Source organism: Sphingomonas sp. dw_22, assembly GCF_018449795.1.
Classification (GTDB): Bacteria; Pseudomonadota; Alphaproteobacteria; order Sphingomonadales; family Sphingomonadaceae; genus Sphingomonas.
Genome location: NZ_JAAVVE010000016.1, coordinates 49,424 through 70,282 on the forward strand (window position 1 = coordinate 49,424; position 20,859 = coordinate 70,282).

Sequence of the window (20,859 nt, forward strand, 5' to 3'; positions counted from 1 at the left end):
CATGCTCAAGCAGGAGCTGGAGGACGGCCAGGCCGGCCTCGCCGATCCCAATTTCCGCGCCGATGTGCTGAACGGCCTCGCGGCAAGCCCGCGGGCGATCCCCGCGCGCTGGTTCTACGATCGCCGCGGCTCGGAGCTGTTCGAGGCGATCACCGACCTCCCCGAATATTACCCCACCCGCACCGAGACGGCGTTGCTCCAGCAGACCGGCCCCGAGCTCGGCGCGCTCGCGGCGCGCGGCGCGGCGGTGGTCGAGTTCGGTTCGGGCTCGTCCACCAAGACGCCGATCCTGCTGCGCGCGATCGATCCCGCCGCCTATGTGCCGATCGACATCTCGGGCGATTTCCTGCGCCAGTCGGCCGGCGAATTGTCGCAGGCGTTTCCGGGCCTGCCGGTCTATCCGGTCGAGGCCGATTTCCTCCGCCCGGTGCCGCTGCCCGCCCAGGTCGCGCGCATGCCCAAGCTCGGCTTCTTCCCCGGTTCGACGATCGGCAACATGAACGCCTGGCACGCGGTGGATCTGCTCCGGGCGATGCGGACCTGGCTGGGCGAGGGCGCGCGGCTGCTGATCGGCATGGATCGGGTCAAGTCGCCCGACATCCTGATCCCCGCCTATGACGACCCGCACGGGGTGACCGCCGAATTCAATCTCAACCTGCTCGAACGGATCAACCGCGAGCTGGGCGGCACGATCCCCGTCGACGCCTTCCGCCACCGCGCGATCTGGAATGCCGATGCCGCGCGGATCGAGATGCATCTGGAGGCGGCGCGCGACGTCACGTTCCAGGTCGATGGCCGCCCCTTCGCCATGCTCCAGGGCGAGACGATCCACACCGAGAACAGCCATAAATACGGCTCCAACGGCGCCCGCCAGCTCCTGCGCGCCGGCGGCTGGACCCCGATCGCCGAATGGACCGATCAGCAGGACTGGTTCGCGCTGCTGCTCTGCGAAGCCCAGCCGTTGAGGACTGCGCCCTGACGCCCTATGCGACACGCGACTCAGGGAGACGGATGATGAAGACGGTCGGCGTTATCGGTGCGGGGCAGATGGGGGCGGGCATCGCCCAGGTTTCGGCGCAGGCGGGCTATGAAGTGCTGCTCTCCGACGTCGATCAGGCACGCGCCGAGGCGGGCAAGGCGGGCATCGCCAGGCAGCTCGCCCGCGCGGTCGAGAAGGAAAAGATCGCCGCCGCCGATGCCGAAGCCGCGCTCGGCCGCATCACCACGATCGCCGACGTCTCGGCCATGGCCCCGTGCGCGCTGGTAATCGAAGCCGCCACCGAGCGCGAGGCCATCAAGCGCCAGATCTTCGAGACTGTCGGCAAGGTGCTGGGGCCGGACGCGATCCTCGCGAGCAACACTTCGTCGATCCCGATCACCCGCCTCGCCCAGGCCGCGCCCGATGCCGGCCGCTTCGTGGGCGTGCATTTCTTCAATCCGGTGCCGGTGATGGGGCTGATCGAGCTGATCCGCGGCCTCGCCACCTCGGATGCCACCGTCGCCGCGGTCGAGGCGTTCGGGAGCTCGCTCGGCAAGCGCATCGTCCATGCGAACGACGCGCCGGGCTTCATCGTCAATCGCGTGCTGATGCCGATGCTCAACGAGGCATGCTTCGCGCTGGGCGAGGGCGTCGCGACGATCCCCGATATCGACGCCGCCTGCCAGCTCGGCCTCAACCATCCGATGGGGCCGTTCACGCTCGCGGACTTCATCGGCCTCGACACCTGCCTGGAGATCACCCGCGTCCTGTTCGAAGGCACCGGCGACCCCAAGTTCCGCCCGGCGCCGCTGCTGGTGAAATATGTCGAAGCCGGCTGGTACGGCCGCAAGACGAAGCGCGGCTTCTACGATTATTCGGGCGCGGAACCGGTGCCGACACGCTGAGGCTTGCAATGTAGGATTTGGCCTGCAACCCAGGCCAGATTCTTTCTCATCGCTATGATCGGTCGCGAGCGCCCTGCCTCTCATCCGTCACCCCGGCCGCAGTGCCGGGGTGACGGCAGGGCTTTGAGGCCTCGTCATTCCGAACTCTGAACGCCCTAAGGCAGCAGCAGCCCGGCCAGCGCCGCCGACATCAGGTTCGCCAGGCTCCCCGCGATCAGCGCGCGGATACCGAGCTTGGCGATCATCGGCCGCTGGTTCGGCGCGAGGCTGCCGGTCGCGGCCATCTGGATCGCGATCGAGCTGAAATTGGCGAAGCCGCACAGCGAGAAGGTGATGATCGCCCGGGTGCGCGGCGCGAGGTCGGTCAGATGGCCCAGGTCGATGAACGCGACGAATTCGTTGAGCACCAGCTTGGTGCCGAACAGCCCGCCCGCCTCCAGCGCCTCGTGCCAGGGGATGCCGAGCAGGTACATGACCGGCGCGAACACGGTGCCGATGATCGACTGGAAGCTCAGCTCGGGATGGCCGAACCAGCCGCCCACGCCGCCCAGCAGCCCGTTGGCGAGCGCCACCAGCGCCACGAACGCCAGCACCATGGCGCCCACCGCCACCGCGATCTTCACGCCGGTCGATGCGCCCATCGATGCGGCCATGATGAGGTTGGCCGCGCGTTCCTCCTCCAGGTCGTGCTCGGCGACCTTGATGAGCTCTTCCTCGGGATCGTCGTTCAGCGGCAACTCGCCGTCCTTGGGGGCGATCGCGTCGGGCATGATGATCTTGGCCATCAGCAGGCCGCCCGGCGCCGCCATGAACGAGGCAGCGAGCAGATAGGGGAGCGATGCCGGCCCGAGCAGGCTGGCATAGGCCGCCAGGATCGTCCCCGCGACGCCCGACATGCCGACGGTCATCACCGCGAAGAGCTGCGAAGGCGTCAGCCGTGCCAGATAGGGGCGGATCACCAGCGGCGATTCGCTCTGCCCGACGAAGATGTTCGCGGCGGCGCACAGCGATTCGACCTTGCTGGTGCCCACCACCTTCTCGATGCCGCCGCCGATCCAGCGGATCACGAACTGCATCACCCCGATATGGTAGAGGATCGAAACGAGCGCGGCGAAGAAGATGATGACCGGCAGCGCCGCGATGGCGAAGCTCTGCCCGCCCAGCTCGGGCCTGGCGAGCGGCCCGAACAGGAAGCTGGTGCCCGCCCCGGCATAGCCGAGCAGCGCCGATACGCCGTTGGAAAGCGTGTGCAGCGCCGATTGCCCCCAGCTCGTCCGCAGCACCAGCACCGCGATCCCCGCCTGGAGCGCGAAGGCGGCGCCGACGACGCGCAGCCGGATGCCGCGCTTGTTGGTCGAAAGCAGGAACGCGATCGCCAGGATCGCGAGCACGCCGAAAATGCCGATCGGGAAATGAGTCATCCGGTTGGTCGCACCCCAGGCGCCGGCTGGATCGGCCGGCAAAGGCGAAAGCATACACGCTGCGCGGCGCGAGGCCAGAGGGCGCGCCCGCCATCTTCCACCGCCCGCGCTTTGCCGCTAGCGTCCGGGCGATGGACAGTTTCCGCCCCGCGATCGCGCGCTCGCTCTTCTTCCTCTCGATATTCTACGGCGGCATGGTCTGCATCGCCGGCGTGCTCGGCAACAAGCAGGTTTCGCTCGGGCCGGTCTCCGAAATCGGCAACCTGGTCGGCGTCGGTCCGCTGGCGGTGGAGGCGGGGATCTTCGCCTTCCTGCTGCTGGTGTCGGTGTCGAGCGCGGTCGCCGAGCTGCATGGGCCGGACACGGCGAAGCGGCTGGTGGTGTTCGGCTTCGTGCCGTTGGTGACCTCGGTGCTGCTCGCGCTGCTGGTGCTGACGCTGCCGCCCTCGCCCAGCATGGCGCCCGATCGGCTCCATGCCTTCGAGCTGATGATGGCGGGCACGCCGCGCATCTGGCTGGGCGGCATCCTGGCTTACGGCGTCTCGCAGATCCTCAACGTCACCATCTTCAGCGCCCTGAAGCGCGGCGGCAGCGGCCTGCTCTGGCTGCGCTCGGCGATCGCCAGCGTGCTCAGCCAGGTCACCGACACGCTGATCTTCGTCACTATCGCCTTTTACGGCGTGTTCCCGATCGGCGAGCTGCTGATCGGCCAGATGCTGACCAAGGTGGTGCTGTCGCTGATCCTCGTGCCGCCGCTGATCTACATGTTCGTCGCCATCGGCCGCGCACTCGATGGACGCCGCGCCTGAGGGCCAGTAAAGGGCCGCGCATGACCGATCATTCCCCCGATCCGGCGATGCTCGCCAAGGCCGAAACGCTCACCGAGGCGCTGCCCTATCTCCAGCGCTATGCGGGCAAGACCTTCGTGGTGAAATATGGCGGCCACGCCATGGGCGATCCCGAGCTCCAGCGCGACTTCGCCGAGGACGTGGTGCTGCTGCAGGCGGTGGGGATCAATCCGATCGTCGTCCATGGCGGCGGCCCGCAGATCGGGGCCATGCTCAAGCGGCTAGGCGTCGAATCGAAGTTCGTCGGCGGCCTGCGCGTCACCGATGCCGAGACCGCGCGGATCGCGGAGATGGTCCTGGCCGGCTCGATCAACAAGGAGATCGTCGGCTGGATCGCCCAGGCCGGCGGCAAGGCGGTCGGCATCTCGGGCAAGGATGCCGCGCTGGTGACGGCGGAGAAGGTCCAGGGCCGTGAGCCCGATCCGCTCCGAGGCATTGAGCGGCATGTCGACCTGGGTTTCGTCGGCGAGCCGGTGGCGGTTGACCCCGCGATCCTCAAGTCGCTCGCGGCACAGGGGTTCATCCCCGTCGTCGCCCCGATCGCGATGGGCGCGGACGGCAACACCTACAATATCAACGCCGATACGATGGCCGGCGCGATCGCGGGGGCCTGCAACGCGGCGCGCTTCTTCCTGCTGACCGACGTGCCGGGCGTGATGGACAAGTCGGGCGAGCTGATGACCGATCTCGATCCGGCGGGCATCGCCGCATTGAAGGCCGACGGCACGATCTCGGGTGGGATGATTCCCAAGGTCGAGACCTGCGTGGCCGCGGTCAATGCCGGAGTCGATGCGGCGGTCATCCTCGACGGGCGGATCCCCCATGCGATGCTGCTCGAGATCTTCACCCGCCAGGGCGCCGGTACGCTGGTCCACGCCTGAACTTGTGGGAGACCCGCGCTTTCCTGTATTCCGGGCGCAATACACCTCGTGGAGATACCCTTGACCGACTTTCTGATTACGCTGCTGAACATCGTCCAGATGCTCTTGAACGTGTTCTGGTGGATCATCGTTGTCCAGGCGGTCCTCTCCTGGCTCATCGCCTTCAACGTCATCAACACGCACAATGATTTCGTGCGCGCGCTGTGGGACGGGCTGGGGCGGCTGACCGAGCCGGTCTATCGTCCGATCCGGCGGATCCTCCCCGATTTCGGCGCGCTCGACATTTCGCCGCTGGTCGTGCTGCTGGTCCTCATCATCGTCAGCGGCTATCTGATCCCGTTCCTCCAGCGGCAGATCGCGACAGCGGCCTATCTGGGCTGAATGCCCGCCTGGCGCGTCACGGCGGACGGTATCGACGTGGCGGTGCGCGTGACGCCCCGGGCATCGCGCGACGCCTTCCTGCCCGGCACCGAGGAGCATTTCGCCGCCAGGCTCGCCGCGCCGCCGGTGGAGGGCGCCGCCAACGCGGCGCTGGTGCCGCTGGTCGCCAAGACGTTCGGCGTGCCCAAGCGCGCGGTCACGCTGATCGCGGGAGATACGGCACGGCTCAAGCGGCTTTCGATCGCGGGCGATCCGCAGGCGCTGGCAGAGATCGCCGCCAGCCTCTATGGCGGGTCGCATGACGGCTGAGATCATCGACGGCAAGGCATTCGCGGCGGGCCTGCGCGCCCGCGTGGCGGAATTCGTACCCGGTTTCCGCGAAAAGGCGGGGCGTCCGCCTGGCCTGGCGGTGGTGCTGGTGGGCGAGGATCCGGCCTCCGCGGTCTATGTCCGCTCCAAGGGCAAGCAGACCCGCGAGGCGGGGATGGAGAGCTTCGAGCACAAGCTGCCCGCCGAGACGAACCAGGACGAGCTGATCGCGCTGGTCGACCGGCTCAATGCCGATCCGGCGGTAGACGGTATCCTGGTCCAGTTGCCGCTGCCGGCGCATATCGACGAGCAGGCGGTGCTCATCCGGATCAGCCCCGACAAGGACGTGGACGGCTTCCACCCGGTCAATGCCGGCCGGCTCGCGACCGGGCTGGACGGCTTCGTCCCTTGCACGCCGCTCGGCTGCGTCATGCTGCTGGAGGATCGGCTCGGCGACCTGTCGGGCCTCGACGCGGTGGTGATCGGCCGCTCGAACATCGTCGGCAAGCCGATGGCGGCGCTGCTGACCGCGAGGAACTGCACGGTGACGCTCGCCCATTCGCGCACCCGCAACCTGCCGCATTATCTCCACCATGCCGATATCGTCGTGGCCGCGGTGGGCCGACCCAATTTCGTCCAGGGCGACTGGATCAAGCCGGGCGCCACCGTGATCGACGTCGGCATCAACCGCACCGAAGCGGGACTGGTCGGCGATGTCGACTTCGCCAGCGCCGCCGCGATCGCGGGCGCGATCACGCCGGTCCCGGGCGGGGTGGGGCCGATGACGATCGCCGTCCTGCTGCGCAACACCCTGGTCGCCGCGCACCGCAATGCCGGGGTGCCGCTGGACAAGGGCACGATCTGATGCGGGGCGTCCTCCCCGCATGATCGAGCTGTTCGTCTCTTCATTCATCACCTTCTTCGTGGTGATCGATCCGCCCGGCTGCGCCCCGATCTTCGCGGGGCTCACCTCGGGCACCAGCGCCGCGCATCGCCGTGTGATGGCGGTGCGCGCGGTGTTCGTCGCCGGGATCATCCTGGTCGGCTTCGCCCTGTTCGGCGAGGCGCTGCTGCGCGCGCTCGGCATCAGCCTCAATGCCTTCCGCATCGCCGGCGGCATCATGCTGTTCCTGATCGCGCTCGAAATGGTGTTCGAGAGGCGCACCGAGCGGCGCGAGGACCGGGCCGAGAAGGTCAAGGCATCCGAGGTGCCCGACATCTCGATCTTCCCGATGGCGATGCCGATGCTGGCCGGCCCCGGATCGATCGCGTCGGTGATGCTGCTGATGTCGCAGAATGACGGGATCGAGCGCTCTTCCACGGTGCTGGCCGCGATGGCGGCGGTGCTGCTGCTGTCATTGGTCGCGCTGCTCGCAGCAGGGCCGATCATGCGGCTTGTCGGCGCCAAGATCGAAGCCGTCGTTTCGCGCCTGCTCGGCGTGCTGCTCGCCGCGCTCGCCGTGCAGTTCGTGATCGACGGGATCAGGGCTTCGCTGGTGGCCGGGGCCGCGGTTTCGGGGCACTGACCGGCGGCTCGGGCACGTCCGGCAGGTCGTAGCGGATCTTCCACAGCCGGAAGGCCGAGTTCTTCGGCAGCTCCACCGGCTCCAGCCAGTTCGGCACCTGCCCCCTGGCGAGCTGGCCATAGAAGCCGTTGGGGTTGCGGGCGCGATAGACCGTCGTCTCGGCCATGTTCGGGCAGGTCAGCAGATAGGTCGCCTTGTGCCGCGCCGCGATCGGCCGGAAGCCCCTGGCCGTGCCGGTAAAGGCGTGGTGGACGTCCAGGATCGCGTCGCCGTTGCGGTGATAGGGGCCGGCGATGGCGTTATGGTGCGTCACGGTGATGAGCCGCGGCCCCATGTCGACATGGGTGAAGAAGGTCGCGGCGGGAATCGCATTCAGCGGCCTGAGCTGAGAGATGCGCGCGCAGGCGGCATTGGCCTTGCCGACCAGGTCCGGTCCCTTGGCCGGCTTGCCGCTCGGCAGCCAGGGCACGACGAGCCCGGTGAACAGCCCCGAGACGAGCAGGAAGCCGATCACCGATCCGAGCACGCGCACCAGCATCGACCCGCGCTTCAGGAACCATGGGATCAGCAACCAGACCAAGGCCGTCGCGCCCGGCACGCTGAGCATCTGCGCGGCCGGTCCGGCGCGGATCTGCCAGAGCAGCATCGCGCCGGCAAAGGCGGTGAACAGCGCCACCGCCGCCCAGCCGACCAGCGCCTCGCTCCGGCGCGCGCGCCAGGTGGCTATCGCCGCACCGATGATGCCGATGATCGGCAGCGCTGCGATCGGGAAGGCGGTCTTGAGCGCGTGGCGATAGATCGGCCGTGCCTCGCGCACGTTGCTGAGCCAGGTCGTGTAGAGCTCGTCCGATACCTGCTCGGGCCGGCCCAGGCATTGGGGGAAGAAATGGGCGAAGCCGGCCGCGATCGCCGCCCCCGCCAGCGCCGCCAGCAGCAGCCGCACCCAGCGTTTCTCCGGATTCCACAACGACAGCGCGAACAGCAAAGTGCCCGCCGCGATCATCACCGTCAGCCAGACAGGGGTGAGGGCATCGCAGCGCAGCACCTGGTTGGCGTTGGACGCGAACAGCGCGAAGCCCAGCGCCGAACCGCCCGCCAGCGTCAGCCCATAGACCTGCATCCGGCGGACATCGGCGGCCTCCCACACCCAGCGCAGGCCGATGATCGCCCCGGCCATCGCGCAATAGGGCAGCATCTCCAGCCCGATCGTCAGCGAGAAGGCGCTCGACAGGCCGACGGTGGCGCCGCCCCGTGCTCGCGCCGGATCGGCCAGGCCGGCCACCGTCATCGCCAGCGCGGCGAGCTGCCAGCCATGATGATCGATCCGCATCGGCGCGAACATCAACAAGGTCGAGCCGCAGCCCATCAGCACGATCAGTCCGATCGGCCATGCCTGGGGCGAGACCAGCCGGCGGATCGTGAGCGCGATGCCGATCATAGCGATCGACAGCGGCAGCAGCGGCGCGATGCCGCATGCCCATTTCTCGGCGGCCGCAACGCCGAGGAAAGGCTTCAGGATCAGGATCAGCGCGGCGATCGGCAGGTCGACGATGCGCGACCAGTGGATGTCGAACCCGCCCAGCGCCGGATCGAGGCGATATTGGCGCAGATCATACCAGCCCTGCCCCGCGAGCAGTGCGCGGACCTGCATCAGCCGCATATTGTCGTCGGTGTCGCCCAGCGCGAGCCAATAAATATTGCCCTGGCGCTGCACGAGATACCAGGCGACGACGCACGCCCAGGCCACCAGCGTCCAGCCGAGCCAGCGCTGCTCCAGTTCGTCCTGCAGGCGGAAACCGCGGAGTGGCTTCAGATTCAAAATGGCTTCCCTCGCTTCGCGCACCGCATTAGGGCGGCGCCTTGCGCAAGGGCAAGCGAGAGTGACGGCGATCTTTCAACGATTCGAGGCGATGTGGAGCGAGGGCCTGCTGGGCCAGTTGATCCGCTTCGGCATCGCCGGGGGCCTTTCGACGGTCGTCTATGCCGTCGTCTACTGGCCGCTCGCGACCTATGTGATCCATCCCGTGGCCGCATCGATCGCGGGGTTCGTCTGCGCGGTGATCTTCGGCTATTTCATCCATAGCGCCTGGAGCTTCAAGGGGCACGGCGCCGACACCGGCAGCATCAAGACCCAGGGCAAGTTCTTCGCGGTCCAGTCGGTCGGCATGCTGCTCAATGCGGCGTTCACCTGGCTGCTGACCGGGCCGCTCGTCCATGGCCCCACCTGGTGGCCGCTCGTTCCCGCCGTGCTCGTGACGCCGCTCGTCACGTTCGGCCTCAATCGTCGTCTGGTATTTGGTTGATATGGATCGCATCGTCTACGAACGCATGGCCGCGCACGACACCACCCATTGGTGGTATCGCGCCCGCCGCGAGATCCTGTCGGACTATCTGACGCGCTTCGGCGATCTGCCGGGGGATGCGCGCATCCTCGAGATCGGCTGCGGCACCGGCCATAACCTGCCGATGCTCGCGCAGTTCGGCGAGGTCGACGCGATCGAGATCGATGAGACCGCGGCGGCCAAGGCGAGCGAGCGGTTGGGCAAGCCGGTCGGCTCCTCGCCGCTGCCCGAGCTGGAGGGCGTCGCGCCCGGCAGCTATGATCTGGTCGCGGTGCTCGACGTGGTCGAGCATGTCGAGGACGATATCGCCGCGCTGAAGGCGATGGCGACGCTGCTCAGGCCCGGCGGCAAGATCCTCGTCACCGTGCCGGCGCACCAATGGATGTGGAGCGCGCATGACGTGGTGAACCACCACAAGCGCCGCTATTCCAAGGGCACGCTCACCGCCGCGCTCGACAAGGCCGGGCTGCAATGGCGCAAGCTGCACTGGTTCAATTCGCTACTGTTCCCGGTGGCGGTCGCGGCGCGCTTCGCGGGCAAGCTGACGGGCAGGGACGACAGCGACGATTCGCCGCCGCCCAAGCCGCTCAACACCGTGTTCGAAGGGGTGTTCGGGCTGGAGCGCCATTTGCTCGGCCGGGTGCCGATGCCGCCCGGTCTCTCGATCATCGTGCTGGCGTCGCCGAAGTAAGTTACTCGGCGGCTTCGCTCCGCACCGCCTGCGGCGCGACGCCGGCCTCGCCCGAATCCTCGAAGCGATAGCCGAGCGAGGCATGGCCCTGCACCGGGCCGGCCACGTCCGCGACGATGTAGAGCGGGCGCTTCTTCGATTCGACATAGAGCCGGCCGAGATATTCGCCGATCATGCCGAGCACGAACATCTGCACCGCGCCCAGGAACACCACGACCAGCATCGTCGAGGTCCAGCCCTGCACGGCATTGCCCATCAGCCAGCCGACCAGGATGTAGAGCATCAGCAGCACCGACGCCGCGGTCAGCAGCAGCCCGACATGGCTGGCGAAGCGCAGCGGCGCGGTGGAGAAGCCGGTGATCGCGTCGAGCGCGAAGCGGATCATCTTGCCCAGCGGATATTTGCTGGTGCCGGCATGGCGCTCGTGCCGGTCATAGACGAAGGGCACCTGGCGGAAGCCGATCCACGCGACCATGCCCCGGATGAAGCGCGCCTGCTCGGGCAGGGACAGGAAGGCGTCGAGCGCGCGGCGGGTCATCAGCCGGAAGTCGCCGGTGTCGAGCGGGATCGGCGTGTCGGTGATCCGATCGAGCGCGCGGTAGAAGATCGCGGCGGTCGCCTTCTTGAAAATGCTCTCGCCGTCGCGCTTGCGCCGTACGGCATAGATCACGTCGGCGCCTTCGGCCGCCATCGTCGCGCGCATCTCGCCCAGCAATTCGGGCGGATCCTGGAGATCGGCGTCGATGATGAGGATCTGCGCGCCCGCGCACAGGTCTAGCCCTGCCGTCAGCGCGAGCTGGTGGCCATGGTTGCGCGACAGGTTGATTGCGACGAGATGCGGATCGGCGGCGGACAGGCGCTGCATCACCGGCCAGCTCGCGTCGCGCGAGCCGTCGTTGATGAGGACGATCTCGTAATCCTCGCCCACGACACCCTTCGCCGCCGCCGAGACGCGGGCATGCAGCATCTCGAGGCATGCCTCTTCATTGTAGCAGGGGATGACGACGGAAAGCGCGGGCCTTTTCATGGGCGGCGTGTCTAGCGCGGTGTCGCGGCGGCGTCACATGGAAAACGCTTGGGCGCGTTCGTCCACTCCCGTTTGGGGAAGAGGGGGTGATCGAAAGTGCGTTGCACTTGGCCTTCACCCAACCCTCTCCCAAAGGGAGAGGGCTTTGCGGCTTATGCCCGCTCCGCCGAGCTCACCGCGTCCGCCGCCCGGAGCGCCGCCAGCAGCCGCATCAGATGGGCGGCGTTGCGGACTTCCAGGTCGATCGTGTTGGTGTGGAAAGTGGTGTCGCGATTGTCCATCCGCATGCCGAGGATATTGGCCTTGTGCTGGCCGATCAGCGTGGCGATCGCGCCCAGCGCGCCGGGCTCGTTCTTCAGCGTGACCGCGATCCGCGCGGTGCCGCCCTCGGCCTTGTCGCCCCAGGTGAGGTCCACCCAATCGTCGTCGTCGGTGTCGGCAAGGCTGGCGCAGTCGATCGCATGGACCTCGATCGGCTGGCCGGGGCGGCGCAGGCCGACGATGCGGTCGCCGGGCACCGGGCGGCAATCCTCGGAGAGGTGGAACGCCACGCCCGGGGTCAGCCCCTTGATGTCGATCGCGGCGCTCTGCGGCGGCATCTCGTGCTCCTCGCCGTCGGTGGAGCCCGGCATCACCGCCTCCATCACCTGCGCGTCGGTGAGCTTGCGATGGGCGATCGCCTCCATCAGCGATTCCTCATCCGCCAGCTTCAGCCGCTTGAGCGCATCGCCCAGCGCCTCGGGCGCGGCGGGGGTGGGCAGGCGGTGGACGATCTCATCATAGAGCTTGCGGCCGAGCTTGACCGTCTCGTCGCGCTCCTTGTGGCGGATATGGCGGCGGATCGCGGCGCGCGCCTTGCCGGTGATGGCGAAGTTGAGCCAATTGGCCTGGGGCTCCTGGGCCTTGGAGCGCAGGATCGAGACCTGGTCGCCCTGCTGGATCTCGGTGCGCAGCGGCACGACGCGGCCGTTGACCTTGGCGCCCACCGCCTGGTCGCCCAGGTTCGAATGCACCGCATAGGCGAAATCGACCGGGGTCGCGCCCTTGGGGAGCTGGATCAGCTCGCCCTTGGGCGTGAAGGCGAAGATCCGGTCCTGGTACATCGCCATGCGGGTGTGCTCGAGCAGCTCCTCGGGGCTCTCGGCATGTTCGAGGATCTCGATCAGGTCGCGGATCCAGCTCACCTGCGTATCGGGCCGCACCGCATCCTGCTTGTAGGCCCAGTGGGCGGCGAGGCCGAACTCGGCCTGGGCATGCATGTCCTGCGTGCGGATCTGGATCTCGACGCGCATGTTCTCGGCATGGATCACGCTGGTATGGAGCGAACGATAGCCGTTGCGCTTGGGGGTGGAGATGTAGTCCTTGAACCGGCCCGGCACCATCGGCCAGCGGCGGTGGATCACGCCGAGCGCGCGATAGCATTCCTCCTCGTTCTTCACGATCGCACGGAATGCCATGATGTCGGAGAGCTGTTCCAGCGACACATGGCGCTCGGACATCTTCTTCCAGATCGAATAGGGGTGCTTCTCGCGCCCGCTCACTTCGGCCTCGATCCCGCCGCGCGCCAGCAGCAGCTTCAGGCCGGAGGCTATCTTGGCGATGCGGTCCTCGCCCTCGATCTTGAGCGCGTCGAGCCGGCGGGTGATAGATTCATAGGCTTCGGGCTCGAGCTGCTTGAAGGCGAGCGTCTGCATCTCCTTCATGAACTCGTACATGCCGATCCGCTCGGCGAGCGGGGCATAGATGTCCATCGTCTCGCGGGCGATGCGGCGGCGCTTCTCCTCGCTCTTGATGAAATGGAGCGTGCGCATGTTGTGGAGGCGGTCGGCCAGCTTCACCAGCAGCACGCGGATATCGTCCGACATCGCCAGCAGGAATTTGCGGAGGTTCTCGGCGGCGCGCTCGCTCTCGGTCTGCGCCTCGATCTTGGAGAGCTTGGTGACGCCGTCGACCATGCGCGCGACATTGTCGCCGAACAGGCGCCGGACCTCTTCGGGGGTGGCGACGGTGTCCTCGATCGTGTCGTGCAGGATCGCGGTGGCGATCGTCTCGGCATCGAGGTGGAGGTCGGTCAGGATGCCGGCGACTTCGATCGGATGGCTGAAATAGGGATCGCCCGAGGCGCGCTTCTGGGTGCCGTGCGCGTTGACCGAAAACACATAGGCGCGATTGAGCAACGCTTCATCGGCATCGGGGTCATAGGACAAGACCCGGTCCACAAGTTCATATTGACGCAGCACGTACCCTAAATGGGGCGCGGCGGCGCCGCATTGCAATGTTTTAGTGTGCCGCCAATGCAAGGCGGGCGCGAGGTGTTGCACAAAGACAAAAACGCCGCCGGCCCGAGGGAGCCGACGGCGCTTTCGATTTGGGTTGAAGGCGGGCGCGATCCGGGCGGATCAGCGCGCCTTGGCGTTGCACTTGGCGAGCGCGTCGGCATCGAAGTCGGTGCCGTTGGCGCGGAACGCGGTGAGCGTGCCCACTTCGCGCGCCACCAGCTCGCAGACGATGCCGTCGCGGGCATTGGCCTTGCTCGCGGTGCAGGTGCCGCCGGCGCATTTCCAGATGGTCGAGCGCGTGACGAGGCTCGCTTTTTCGGGCGCGGTCGCGGGGGTGGCGGAATAATAGCCGCGGCTCTGGGCGATGCCGGCGGCGGGCGTGAGCGCCAGCATGGCCGCGGCTGCTGCCGCGACGGCAAGGAAACGGCTCATGACAATGCCTCCTGGGAAGTTTTATCGTGCAATCCGATTGCACATCCAAATTAATTGACACAAAGGTAAGTTGCAAGCAGAAACTGGTGCTGCGTCGCAATATTTTATCCCGTTCCGCCGGCGCGGGTTTTGCCTTAAGGTGATTGCTTATGGGTGGTGCGATCCGAGAGTCGCTGCGCGAATTGGCGCGCGATTGCAGCTTGCCTGCGGCGCTGGAAGCGATGGGGGAGCGCTGGGCGTTCCTGATCCTGCGCGGCGCGTTCAACGGGCTGCATCATTTCGAGGAATTCCAGTCCGAGCTGGGCATTGCCCGCAATATCCTTGCCAATCGGCTGGCGCGGCTGGTGGAGCACGGCATCCTGGTGCGCCAGCCCTGCGCCGACGATCGCCGCAAGATCGAATATCGCCTGACCGACAAGGGCCATGCGCTGGTGCCGACGATGGTGGCGCTCAGGCAATGGGGCGAGCGCTGGGAGACGGGCGTGCCGGCGATGCCGATCCTGGTCGATGCGCGCGACCGCCTGCCGATCGCGCCGGTCACGGTGCAGGCGCATGACGGGCGGGTGCTCGGCAAGGGCGACCTGCTCTGGGCGCTGCCCGAGGACGTGGCCGAAGAGCCTGAGATACGCGCGGCGGAGTAGCTTCGGTTTAGCTGCCCGTTAACCAGACCTTAGCCCAGTTGGGGGCATTTTCGGGGCTCCACGGGGGAAGCACTGGAATGCCCGCATCCAAGAATGCCGTCGATGTCGCTATCATCGGGGCCGGCCCGGCCGGGCTGACCGCCGGCTATCTGCTGACCAAGGCGGGCTATTCGGTCACCATCCTAGAGAAGGATCCGGTCTATGTCGGCGGCATCAGCCGCACCGTGGAGCATGGCGGCTTCCGGTTCGACATCGGCGGGCACCGCTTCTTCTCCAAGTCCAAGGAAGTGGTCGACCTCTGGAACGAGATCCTGCCTGACGATTTCATAGAACGCCCGCGGATGAGCCGCATCTTCTACGGCGGCAAATTCTACAGCTATCCGCTGCGCGCGTTCGAGGCGCTGATGAACCTGGGGATCTTCACCTCGGCTCTGTGCATGGCGAGCTATGCCAAGGCCAGGATGTTCCCGCGCAAGGACGTCAAGAGCTTCGAGGATTGGGTGGTCAACCAGTTCGGCCACAGGCTCTATTCGATCTTCTTCAAGACCTATACCGAGAAGGTGTGGGGCATGCCGTGCGACGCGATGTCGGCGGACTGGGCGGCGCAGCGCATCAAGGGGCTGAGCTTGGGCAAGGCCGTGATGGACGGGCTCCGCCGCTCGCTGGGGCTCAACCGGAAGCCCAATGACGGCATGGAGACCAAGACGCTGCTCGAGACCTTCCGCTATCCGCGCAAGGGCCCGGGCATGATGTGGGAAGCCGCGCGCGACCGGATCGTCGAGGGTGGCAACCAGGTGCTGATGGATCATGCGCTGCGGGCGATGCGCTTCGACGAGGCCACCGGGCGCTGGCACGTCCAGGCGACGCGCGGCGACGGCGAGATCGTCACCGTCAACGCCGCGCATGTCATCTCCTCCGCGCCGATGCGCGAGCTCGCGAGCCGCGTCCAGCCGATGCCCGCCAGCATCCCGGCGGCGATGGACCTCCATTATCGCGACTTCCTGACGGTCGCGCTGATGATCCGTTCGGAAGACCTGTTCCCCGATAACTGGATCTATATCCACGAACAGGGCGTGAAGGTGGGCCGCGTCCAGAATTTTCGCTCCTGGTCGCCCGAGATGGTGCCCGACGACACGATCGCCTGCGTCGGCCTCGAATATTTCTGCTTCGAGGGCGACGGGCTGTGGAGCATGGCCGATCGCGAGCTGGTCGCGCTCGCCGTGCGCGAGCTGGCGATGCTCGGCCTGTGCAGCGCCGAGCAGGTGGTCGGCGGCGCGGTGGTGCGCCAGGAAAAGGCCTATCCGGTCTATGACGAGACCTATCGCGACAATGTCGAGACGCTGCGCCGCGAACTGGAGGAACGCTATCCAACGCTCCACCTGGTCGGCCGCAACGGCATGCATCGCTACAACAACCAGGATCATGCGATGATGACGGCGATGCTCACCGTCCGGAATATCGAGGCGGGCGAGCGCATCTATGACGTGTGGAACGTCAACGAGGATGCCGAATATCACGAGAGCGGCACCGAGGGCGAACGGGCGGCGCTCGCATCCGAACGCCAGGTGCCGGGCCGCCTGCGCGCGGCGTGAACCCTCCCGCCAAGAATGCGAGCCTCTGGCCGGCGATCGCCCTCGGCTGGGCACTCGCATGCCTGGTGCTGGTCGCGGCGGGCTGGGGCGATATCGCGCGGCTGAAATTCCCCGATCCCGACGATCCGATGCGCCTGTTGCAGGTGCGCGACTGGCTGGCCGGGCAAAGCTGGTGGGACGTGAGCCAGCACCGGCTTGCGGCAGGCGCGATGCACTGGTCGCGGCTGGTGGACCTGCCGATCGCGGGGGTGATCCTGGCGATGCGGCCGCTGCTGGGACAGGCCGGGGCCGAGCTGGCCGCGCTGATCGCTGTGCCGCTGATCACGTTGCTCGCGGTCCTCGCGCTCGCCGCGCATCTCACGCGGCGGCTGGCCGGGCCGGACCTTGGCCGCTTGGCCGTGCTGATCGTGCCGCTGTCGGTGCCGATCCTCTACCAGACGCGCCCGCTGCGGGTCGATCATCATGGCTGGCAGATCGTGCTTGCACTTGCCGCGCTGGTGCTGCTGGCCGGCAAGCCGACGATACGCGCCGGCGCGCTGATCGGGCTGTCGCTGGCCGCGCTGGTGACCATCTCGCTCGAAGGGCTGCCGATCGCGGCGGCGCTGTGCGGCATCGCCGCGCTGGCCTGGGCGTTCCAGCCCGGGCGGCGTGCGTCGCTGCTCGCGACGGTATGGAGCCTGTTCGCAAGCCTGTTGCTGCTGCAACTGGCGACGCGCGGCCCGGGCTATGCCGCGCCGCTCTGCGATGCGATCACGCCGGACTGGATCGCTGCGATGGGTATCGCCGCGCTGGCGAGCTTCACCGGCCGCGCGCCCTTGCCAGTCCGCATCGGTGCGCTGGCGGTCGCCGGTGCCGCCGCGATCGGCTGGCTGGTGTTCCGGGCGCCCGCCTGCGTCGCCGGCCCCTTCGCGCAGCTCGATCCGCTGACCCGTTCGCTCTGGTATGAAAATGTCTCGGAAGGGCTGCCGTTCTGGCGGCAATATCCGAGCTGGGCGATCATGACGATGGGTCTGCCGATCGTGGGCATCGTCGGCGCGGTGCTGGCGATCCGCGCGAGCGAAGGCGAGGCCCGCACGCGCTGGATCCTCCTGCTCGCGGCATTGATCCCCGCGACCCTGCTCGCGGCGTTGGTGATGCGCGCCGGCGCCACCGCCAATGCCATTGCCGTCCCCAGCGTCGCCTGGGCATTGGGCGCGATGCTGGCGCGGGCGCGGGCAATTCCCTCGATCCCGTTGCGCACCGTGGCGACGGCGGCGGCGCTGCTGATCGCTTCGCCCGGGCTGACCGCCCTTGCGATACTCGGCTCCCCCCAGACCCAGGCGATGCACGCGCCTAGGGGCGATCAGGCCGCGCGGGGGCGTCCTGCCTGCACCGACGGAACCCAGATACGAGCGGTGGGGCAGCTTCCGTCCGGGATGATCTTCGCGCCCGTGGACGTCGCGCCCGACATCCTAGTCGCGACGCACCACCGCGCCGTGGCGAGCGGCCATCACCGCAACATGGCGGCGATGCACGACGTCTTCGCCGCCTTCACCGGCACGCCCGAGACCGCCCATCGGCTGATCGTCGCGCGCGGCGCGCAATATGTGGCCGTCTGCCCGGGTCTCAACGAGCCGGAAATCTATCGCGAGGCCGCGCCGAACGGCTTCTGGGCGCGGCTGGAGCGGGGCGAGCGATTTCCCTGGCTCGAGCCCGTTCCGATCTCCGGTTCGCCGGTTCTCGTCTGGAAGCTGCGCTAGCCGCTTGCAGCATCGCCCACCGCGCGCCTAGAAGCGCCGGATGAAACGGGGTGAAGCGCTGCATTGGTGGCAGACACGATGGTTTGTCGCGATCGCCACCTTGATTGCGATCGTGCCGCTGCTCTGGCCCGACATTCCGCCGCTCGTCGATCTGCCCGGCCATATGGGGCGCTATCGCGTCCAGCTCGTCTACGACCAGGTGCCGCATCTGCACGAATGGTATGATTTCCGCTGGGCGCTGATGGGCAATCTGGGCGTCGACCTCCTCGTCATTCCGCTGAGCAAGATCTTCGGGCTCGAGCTCGCGGTGAAGCTGATCGTCATCTCGATCCCGGCGATGACCGTGGCGGGGCTGCTGTGGATTTCCCGCGAAGTGCATGGCCGCATCCCGGCGACGGCGCTGTTCGCGCTGCCGCTCGCCTATGCGCACCCCTTCCACTTCGGCTTCGTCAATTTCGCGCTGTCGATGGCGCTGGCGCTGCTCGCCTTCGGCTGGTGGCTGCGGCTGGCGCGGCTGGGCAAGTTCCGGTTCCGATCGCTGGTGTTCCTGCCCCTGTCGGTGCTGATCTGGATCACCCACACGTTCGGCTGGGGCGTGCTCGGCGTGCTCGCCTTCTCGGCCGAGCTGATCCGCCAGCATGATCTGCGCCGTCGCCCGGACCTGCCCTGGCACAAGGACATCGTCCATGCCTGGCTGCTGCCCTGGGTTCATGCCGGCATCCAGTGCCTGGTGCTGGCGCCGCCAGCGCTGCTGATGCTGATGTGGCGCAGCGGCGGGCATGTCAGCGGCCAGACGTTCGACTGGTTCAACTGGCGCGCCAAGATGCTGTGGCTCACCCAGGTCTTCCGCGACCGCTGGCAGCTGTTCGACATCGCCAGCGTCGGCGTGCTGTTCCTGCTGATGCTGAAGGCGGTGCGCGATCCGAACATCCAATATTCGCGCAACCTGGCGCTTTCGGCGGGGCTGCTCGCCATCGTCTATATCCTGCTGCCGCGCGTCGTGTTCGGATCGGCCTATGCGGACATGCGGCTGGTGCCGTTCCTGCTCGCCATCGCGATCATCGCGATCCGGCCCAAGCCCGGCCTCTCGATCCGCGGCGCCGCCACCGTTGCGGCGCTGGGCTTCGCCTTCTTCCTCGTCCGGATCGGCGCGACCACCTACAGCTTCTTCCTGTATGACCAGAGCTATGACCGCGAGCTGAAGGCGCTCGATCACTTGCCCGAGGGTTCGCGGCTGGTCAGCTTCGTGGGCGAGACCTGCTACAATGAATGGCGGATGACGCGCCTCCAGCACGTTCCCGCGCTCGCGCTGGAGCGCAAGCTCTCCTACACCAACGATCAATGGTCGATGCCCGGCGGGCAGCTCATGACCGTGCGCTATCGCGCCGCCCAGCGCTTCGCGCACGATCCGTCGGAGATCGTCACCGACGTCCAGTGCCCGCGCGAATGGTGGCGCCCGATCGCGCGCAGCCTGGCGGTCTTCCCGCGCGATGCGTTCGACTATGTCTGGCTGATCCGCCCGCCGGCCTATGATCCGCGCTTCGAGCAGGGGCTGATCCCCGTCTGGCGCGACGGCACCAGCGCGCTGTTCCGCATCGACCATTCGGTGCCCGGACCGCCGCTCCATCCCGGCGACCTGCCGATCCCCAAGCCCGAGGCGCAGGTGCTTCGCGAGGCGGCGGAGCGGGGGGAGATACTCGGCAACACCGAGTGAGGCGCGGCTAGCCCTCGCGCTTGAAGGGCGTCATCTCGCCCAGATATTCCTGCTCATGCTCGACCGAGAGGCGCTCGCGCTCGAGGAAGTCGGCGACGGCGCGGCGGAAGCCCGGATCGGGGATGTAATGCGCCGACCAGGTCGTGACCGGGGCATAGCCGCGCGCCAGCTTGTGCTCGCCCTGCGCGCCGGCCTCGACCCGCGCCAGCCCGCGCGCGATCGCGGCGTCGATCGCCTGATAATAGCAGAGCTCGAAATGGAGGAACGGCACTTCCTCCACGCATCCCCAATAGCGCCCGAACAGCGCGTCCGCGCCGATCAGGTTGAGCGCGCCCGCGATCGGCATGCCGTCGCGCTCGGCGAAGATCAGCAGCACCTTGTCGCCCGTCTCGGCGCCGAGCATCGAGAAGAAGGAACGAGTGAGATAGGGCCGGCCCCATTTGCGGCTGCCGGTATCCTGATAGAAGGCCCAGAAGGCGTCCCAATGCGCTTCGGTGATCTCGGCGCCGGTCAAATGGCGGACGGTGAGGCCCTCCAGCGCCTGGGCGCGCTCCTTGCGGATCGCCTTGCGCTTGCGGCTGGCGAGCGCGGCCAGGAAATCCTCGAAGCCCGCATAGCCGTCATTCTGCCAATGGAACTGGGTGCCCGAGCGGATCAGCCAGCCGGCCGCCTCGAACCAGCCGAGCTGGCTTTCCTCCAGAAAGGTGACATGCGCGGAGGACAGGCGGTTCTGGTCGGTCACCGCCTCGATCGCGCCGATCAGCGCGGGCGCGAGCGCCGCGTCGCGCAGCAGCAGCCGCGGGCCGGGGACGGGCGTGAAGGGCACCGCCACCTGGATCTTGGGATAATAGTGCCCACCGGCCTGCTCCCAGGCATCGGCCCAGCCATGATCGAATACATATTCGCCCTGGCTGTGCGTCTTGGCATAGGCCGGCGCGATCGCCGCCGCCTTGCCGTTCGCGCCGTCGATCACGATCGGTAGCGGCTGCCAGCCGGCCTGCACGCCTGCCGAGCCCGAGCGTTCGAGGATCGAGAGGAAGGCGTGGCTGACGAACGGATTGGCGGCGCCGGCACAGGCATCCCACTCCGCCGAGGGAAGCGAGGCGACGCCGTCGGCGATTCGGGCGGTGAGGGGCGTCACGGACACGCCGG

At 67.6% G+C, this 20,859-nt stretch carries 20 protein-coding genes; 14 read left to right on the top strand and 6 right to left on the bottom strand.

Annotation, left to right across the window (positions count from 1 at the left end; all coding sequences use genetic code 11):
• Position 1 precedes the first annotated feature (1 nt).
• Together egtD and HB724_RS09585 are read left to right on the top strand one after the other, a co-directional pair.
• Positions 2-979: an L-histidine N(alpha)-methyltransferase gene (gene egtD / locus HB724_RS09580; protein WP_213980703.1), complete on the top strand. Its 978-nt coding sequence runs from the start codon at positions 2-4 to the stop codon at positions 977-979.
• Positions 980-1,014: 35 nt separating this feature from the next.
• Complete coding sequence (locus HB724_RS09585; RefSeq protein WP_213980704.1) at positions 1,015-1,884, top strand: 3-hydroxybutyryl-CoA dehydrogenase; 870 nt, start codon at positions 1,015-1,017, stop codon at positions 1,882-1,884.
• Between the two features lie 155 nt (positions 1,885-2,039).
• Here the strand turns inward: HB724_RS09585 and HB724_RS09590 are convergent, their stop codons facing one another.
• Complete coding sequence (locus HB724_RS09590; protein ID WP_213980734.1) at positions 2,040-3,305, bottom strand: NupC/NupG family nucleoside CNT transporter; 1,266 nt, start codon at positions 3,303-3,305, stop codon at positions 2,040-2,042.
• A 131-nt stretch (positions 3,306-3,436) separates the two neighbouring features.
• On the opposite strand from HB724_RS09590, the gene HB724_RS09595 reads away from it, so the two are divergent.
• From HB724_RS09595 to HB724_RS09620, 6 genes are all read left to right on the top strand, one after another.
• Positions 3,437-4,114 (top strand): queuosine precursor transporter, encoded by a 678-nt coding sequence (locus tag HB724_RS09595; protein ID WP_213980705.1) that lies wholly within the window; start codon positions 3,437-3,439, stop codon positions 4,112-4,114.
• Between the two features lie 20 nt (positions 4,115-4,134).
• A complete protein-coding gene (gene argB / locus HB724_RS09600; protein ID WP_213980706.1) occupies positions 4,135-5,034 on the top strand; it encodes an acetylglutamate kinase in 900 nt (299 codons plus the stop codon).
• A 99-nt stretch (positions 5,035-5,133) separates the two neighbouring features.
• Complete coding sequence (locus HB724_RS09605; protein WP_213980735.1) at positions 5,134-5,415, top strand: YggT family protein; 282 nt, start codon at positions 5,134-5,136, stop codon at positions 5,413-5,415.
• Positions 5,416-5,724 carry a DUF167 family protein gene (locus tag HB724_RS09610; protein WP_213980707.1) on the top strand — a complete coding sequence of 103 codons (309 nt, stop codon included), beginning with the start codon at positions 5,416-5,418 and terminating at the stop codon, positions 5,722-5,724.
• The gene (gene folD, locus HB724_RS09615) at positions 5,714-6,589 is read left to right on the top strand and encodes a bifunctional methylenetetrahydrofolate dehydrogenase/methenyltetrahydrofolate cyclohydrolase FolD (RefSeq protein ID WP_213980708.1); all 876 of its coding nucleotides are present in this window, start codon (positions 5,714-5,716) and stop codon (positions 6,587-6,589) included. The genes HB724_RS09610 and folD overlap by 11 nt, the downstream gene beginning before the upstream one ends.
• A gap of 19 nt (positions 6,590-6,608) precedes the next feature.
• Positions 6,609-7,250 (top strand): MarC family protein, encoded by a 642-nt coding sequence (locus HB724_RS09620; protein ID WP_213980709.1) that lies wholly within the window; start codon positions 6,609-6,611, stop codon positions 7,248-7,250.
• Here HB724_RS09620 and HB724_RS09625 read toward each other — a convergent pair.
• Complete coding sequence (locus HB724_RS09625; protein ID WP_256731426.1) at positions 7,207-9,069, bottom strand: AcrB/AcrD/AcrF family protein; 1,863 nt, start codon at positions 9,067-9,069, stop codon at positions 7,207-7,209. The two genes, HB724_RS09620 and HB724_RS09625, sit on opposite strands and share 44 nt — an antisense overlap.
• A 61-nt stretch (positions 9,070-9,130) precedes the next feature.
• Here HB724_RS09625 and HB724_RS09630 point away from each other — a divergent pair, with 61 nt between their 5' ends.
• Positions 9,131-9,553, top strand: coding sequence for a GtrA family protein (locus tag HB724_RS09630; RefSeq protein WP_346344707.1), 423 nt, complete (start codon positions 9,131-9,133; stop codon positions 9,551-9,553).
• Position 9,554: 1 nt separating this feature from the next.
• Positions 9,555-10,283, top strand: a complete 729-nt coding sequence (locus HB724_RS09635; protein ID WP_213980710.1) for a class I SAM-dependent methyltransferase — start codon at positions 9,555-9,557, stop codon at positions 10,281-10,283.
• A 1-nt stretch (position 10,284) separates the two neighbouring features.
• Here HB724_RS09635 and HB724_RS09640 read toward each other — a convergent pair whose 3' ends face one another.
• The 3 genes from HB724_RS09640 to HB724_RS09650 all read right to left on the bottom strand — a co-directional run bounded on the left by HB724_RS09640 (position 10,285) and on the right by HB724_RS09650 (position 14,021).
• Positions 10,285-11,310 (bottom strand): glycosyltransferase family 2 protein, encoded by a 1,026-nt coding sequence (locus tag HB724_RS09640; RefSeq protein ID WP_213980711.1) that lies wholly within the window; start codon positions 11,308-11,310, stop codon positions 10,285-10,287.
• Positions 11,311-11,462: 152 nt separating this feature from the next.
• The gene (locus tag HB724_RS09645) at positions 11,463-13,550 is read right to left on the bottom strand and encodes a RelA/SpoT family protein (RefSeq protein ID WP_213980712.1); all 2,088 of its coding nucleotides are present in this window, start codon (positions 13,548-13,550) and stop codon (positions 11,463-11,465) included.
• Positions 13,551-13,709: 159 nt separating this feature from the next.
• Positions 13,710-14,021, bottom strand: coding sequence for a hypothetical protein (locus tag HB724_RS09650; RefSeq protein ID WP_213980713.1), 312 nt, complete (start codon positions 14,019-14,021; stop codon positions 13,710-13,712).
• A gap of 149 nt (positions 14,022-14,170) precedes the next feature.
• Here HB724_RS09650 and HB724_RS09655 point away from each other — a divergent pair, with 149 nt between their 5' ends.
• The 4 genes from HB724_RS09655 to HB724_RS09670 all read left to right on the top strand — a co-directional run bounded on the left by HB724_RS09655 (position 14,171) and on the right by HB724_RS09670 (position 19,707).
• Positions 14,171-14,662: a helix-turn-helix domain-containing protein gene (locus HB724_RS09655; protein ID WP_213980714.1), complete on the top strand. Its 492-nt coding sequence runs from the start codon at positions 14,171-14,173 to the stop codon at positions 14,660-14,662.
• 77 nt (positions 14,663-14,739) lie between these two features.
• The gene (locus HB724_RS09660) at positions 14,740-16,254 is read left to right on the top strand and encodes an NAD(P)/FAD-dependent oxidoreductase (protein ID WP_213980715.1); all 1,515 of its coding nucleotides are present in this window, start codon (positions 14,740-14,742) and stop codon (positions 16,252-16,254) included.
• On the top strand, positions 16,251-17,993 hold the full coding sequence (locus HB724_RS09665) for a hypothetical protein (RefSeq protein WP_213980716.1): 1,743 nt from the start codon (positions 16,251-16,253) through the stop codon (positions 17,991-17,993). Before HB724_RS09660 ends, HB724_RS09665 begins: the two co-directional genes overlap by 4 nt.
• 40 nt (positions 17,994-18,033) lie before the next feature.
• Positions 18,034-19,707 carry a hypothetical protein gene (locus HB724_RS09670; protein ID WP_213980717.1) on the top strand — a complete coding sequence of 558 codons (1,674 nt, stop codon included), beginning with the start codon at positions 18,034-18,036 and terminating at the stop codon, positions 19,705-19,707.
• Positions 19,708-19,714: 7 nt separating this feature from the next.
• On the opposite strand, the gene HB724_RS09675 is transcribed toward HB724_RS09670, so the two are convergent.
• Positions 19,715-20,854 carry a GNAT family N-acetyltransferase gene (locus tag HB724_RS09675; RefSeq protein ID WP_213980718.1) on the bottom strand — a complete coding sequence of 380 codons (1,140 nt, stop codon included), beginning with the start codon at positions 20,852-20,854 and terminating at the stop codon, positions 19,715-19,717.
• Between the last annotated feature and the right edge of the window lie 5 nt (positions 20,855-20,859).

What these genes read in the sequence shown, in the direction of transcription:
- folD (WP_213980708.1), top strand. Translation starts at nt 5,714, where the DNA reads ATGACGGCTGAGATCATCGACGGCAAGGCATTCGCGGCGGGCCTGCGC.
- egtD (WP_213980703.1), top strand. Translation starts at nt 2, where the DNA reads ATGCTCAAGCAGGAGCTGGAGGACGGCCAGGCCGGCCTCGCCGATCCC.
- HB724_RS09655 (WP_213980714.1), top strand. Translation starts at nt 14,171, where the DNA reads ATGGGTGGTGCGATCCGAGAGTCGCTGCGCGAATTGGCGCGCGATTGC.
- HB724_RS09670 (WP_213980717.1), top strand. Translation starts at nt 18,034, where the DNA reads ATGAAACGGGGTGAAGCGCTGCATTGGTGGCAGACACGATGGTTTGTC.
- HB724_RS09660 (WP_213980715.1), top strand. Translation starts at nt 14,740, where the DNA reads ATGCCCGCATCCAAGAATGCCGTCGATGTCGCTATCATCGGGGCCGGC.
- HB724_RS09590 (WP_213980734.1), bottom strand. Translation starts at nt 3,305, where the DNA reads ATGACTCATTTCCCGATCGGCATTTTCGGCGTGCTCGCGATCCTGGCG.
- HB724_RS09585 (WP_213980704.1), top strand. Translation starts at nt 1,015, where the DNA reads ATGAAGACGGTCGGCGTTATCGGTGCGGGGCAGATGGGGGCGGGCATC.
- HB724_RS09635 (WP_213980710.1), top strand. Translation starts at nt 9,555, where the DNA reads ATGGATCGCATCGTCTACGAACGCATGGCCGCGCACGACACCACCCAT.
- HB724_RS09640 (WP_213980711.1), bottom strand. Translation starts at nt 11,310, where the DNA reads ATGAAAAGGCCCGCGCTTTCCGTCGTCATCCCCTGCTACAATGAAGAG.
- HB724_RS09595 (WP_213980705.1), top strand. Translation starts at nt 3,437, where the DNA reads ATGGACAGTTTCCGCCCCGCGATCGCGCGCTCGCTCTTCTTCCTCTCG.
- HB724_RS09650 (WP_213980713.1), bottom strand. Translation starts at nt 14,021, where the DNA reads ATGAGCCGTTTCCTTGCCGTCGCGGCAGCAGCCGCGGCCATGCTGGCG.
- HB724_RS09605 (WP_213980735.1), top strand. Translation starts at nt 5,134, where the DNA reads ATGCTCTTGAACGTGTTCTGGTGGATCATCGTTGTCCAGGCGGTCCTC.
- HB724_RS09610 (WP_213980707.1), top strand. Translation starts at nt 5,416, where the DNA reads ATGCCCGCCTGGCGCGTCACGGCGGACGGTATCGACGTGGCGGTGCGC.
- HB724_RS09620 (WP_213980709.1), top strand. Translation starts at nt 6,609, where the DNA reads ATGATCGAGCTGTTCGTCTCTTCATTCATCACCTTCTTCGTGGTGATC.
- argB (WP_213980706.1), top strand. Translation starts at nt 4,135, where the DNA reads ATGACCGATCATTCCCCCGATCCGGCGATGCTCGCCAAGGCCGAAACG.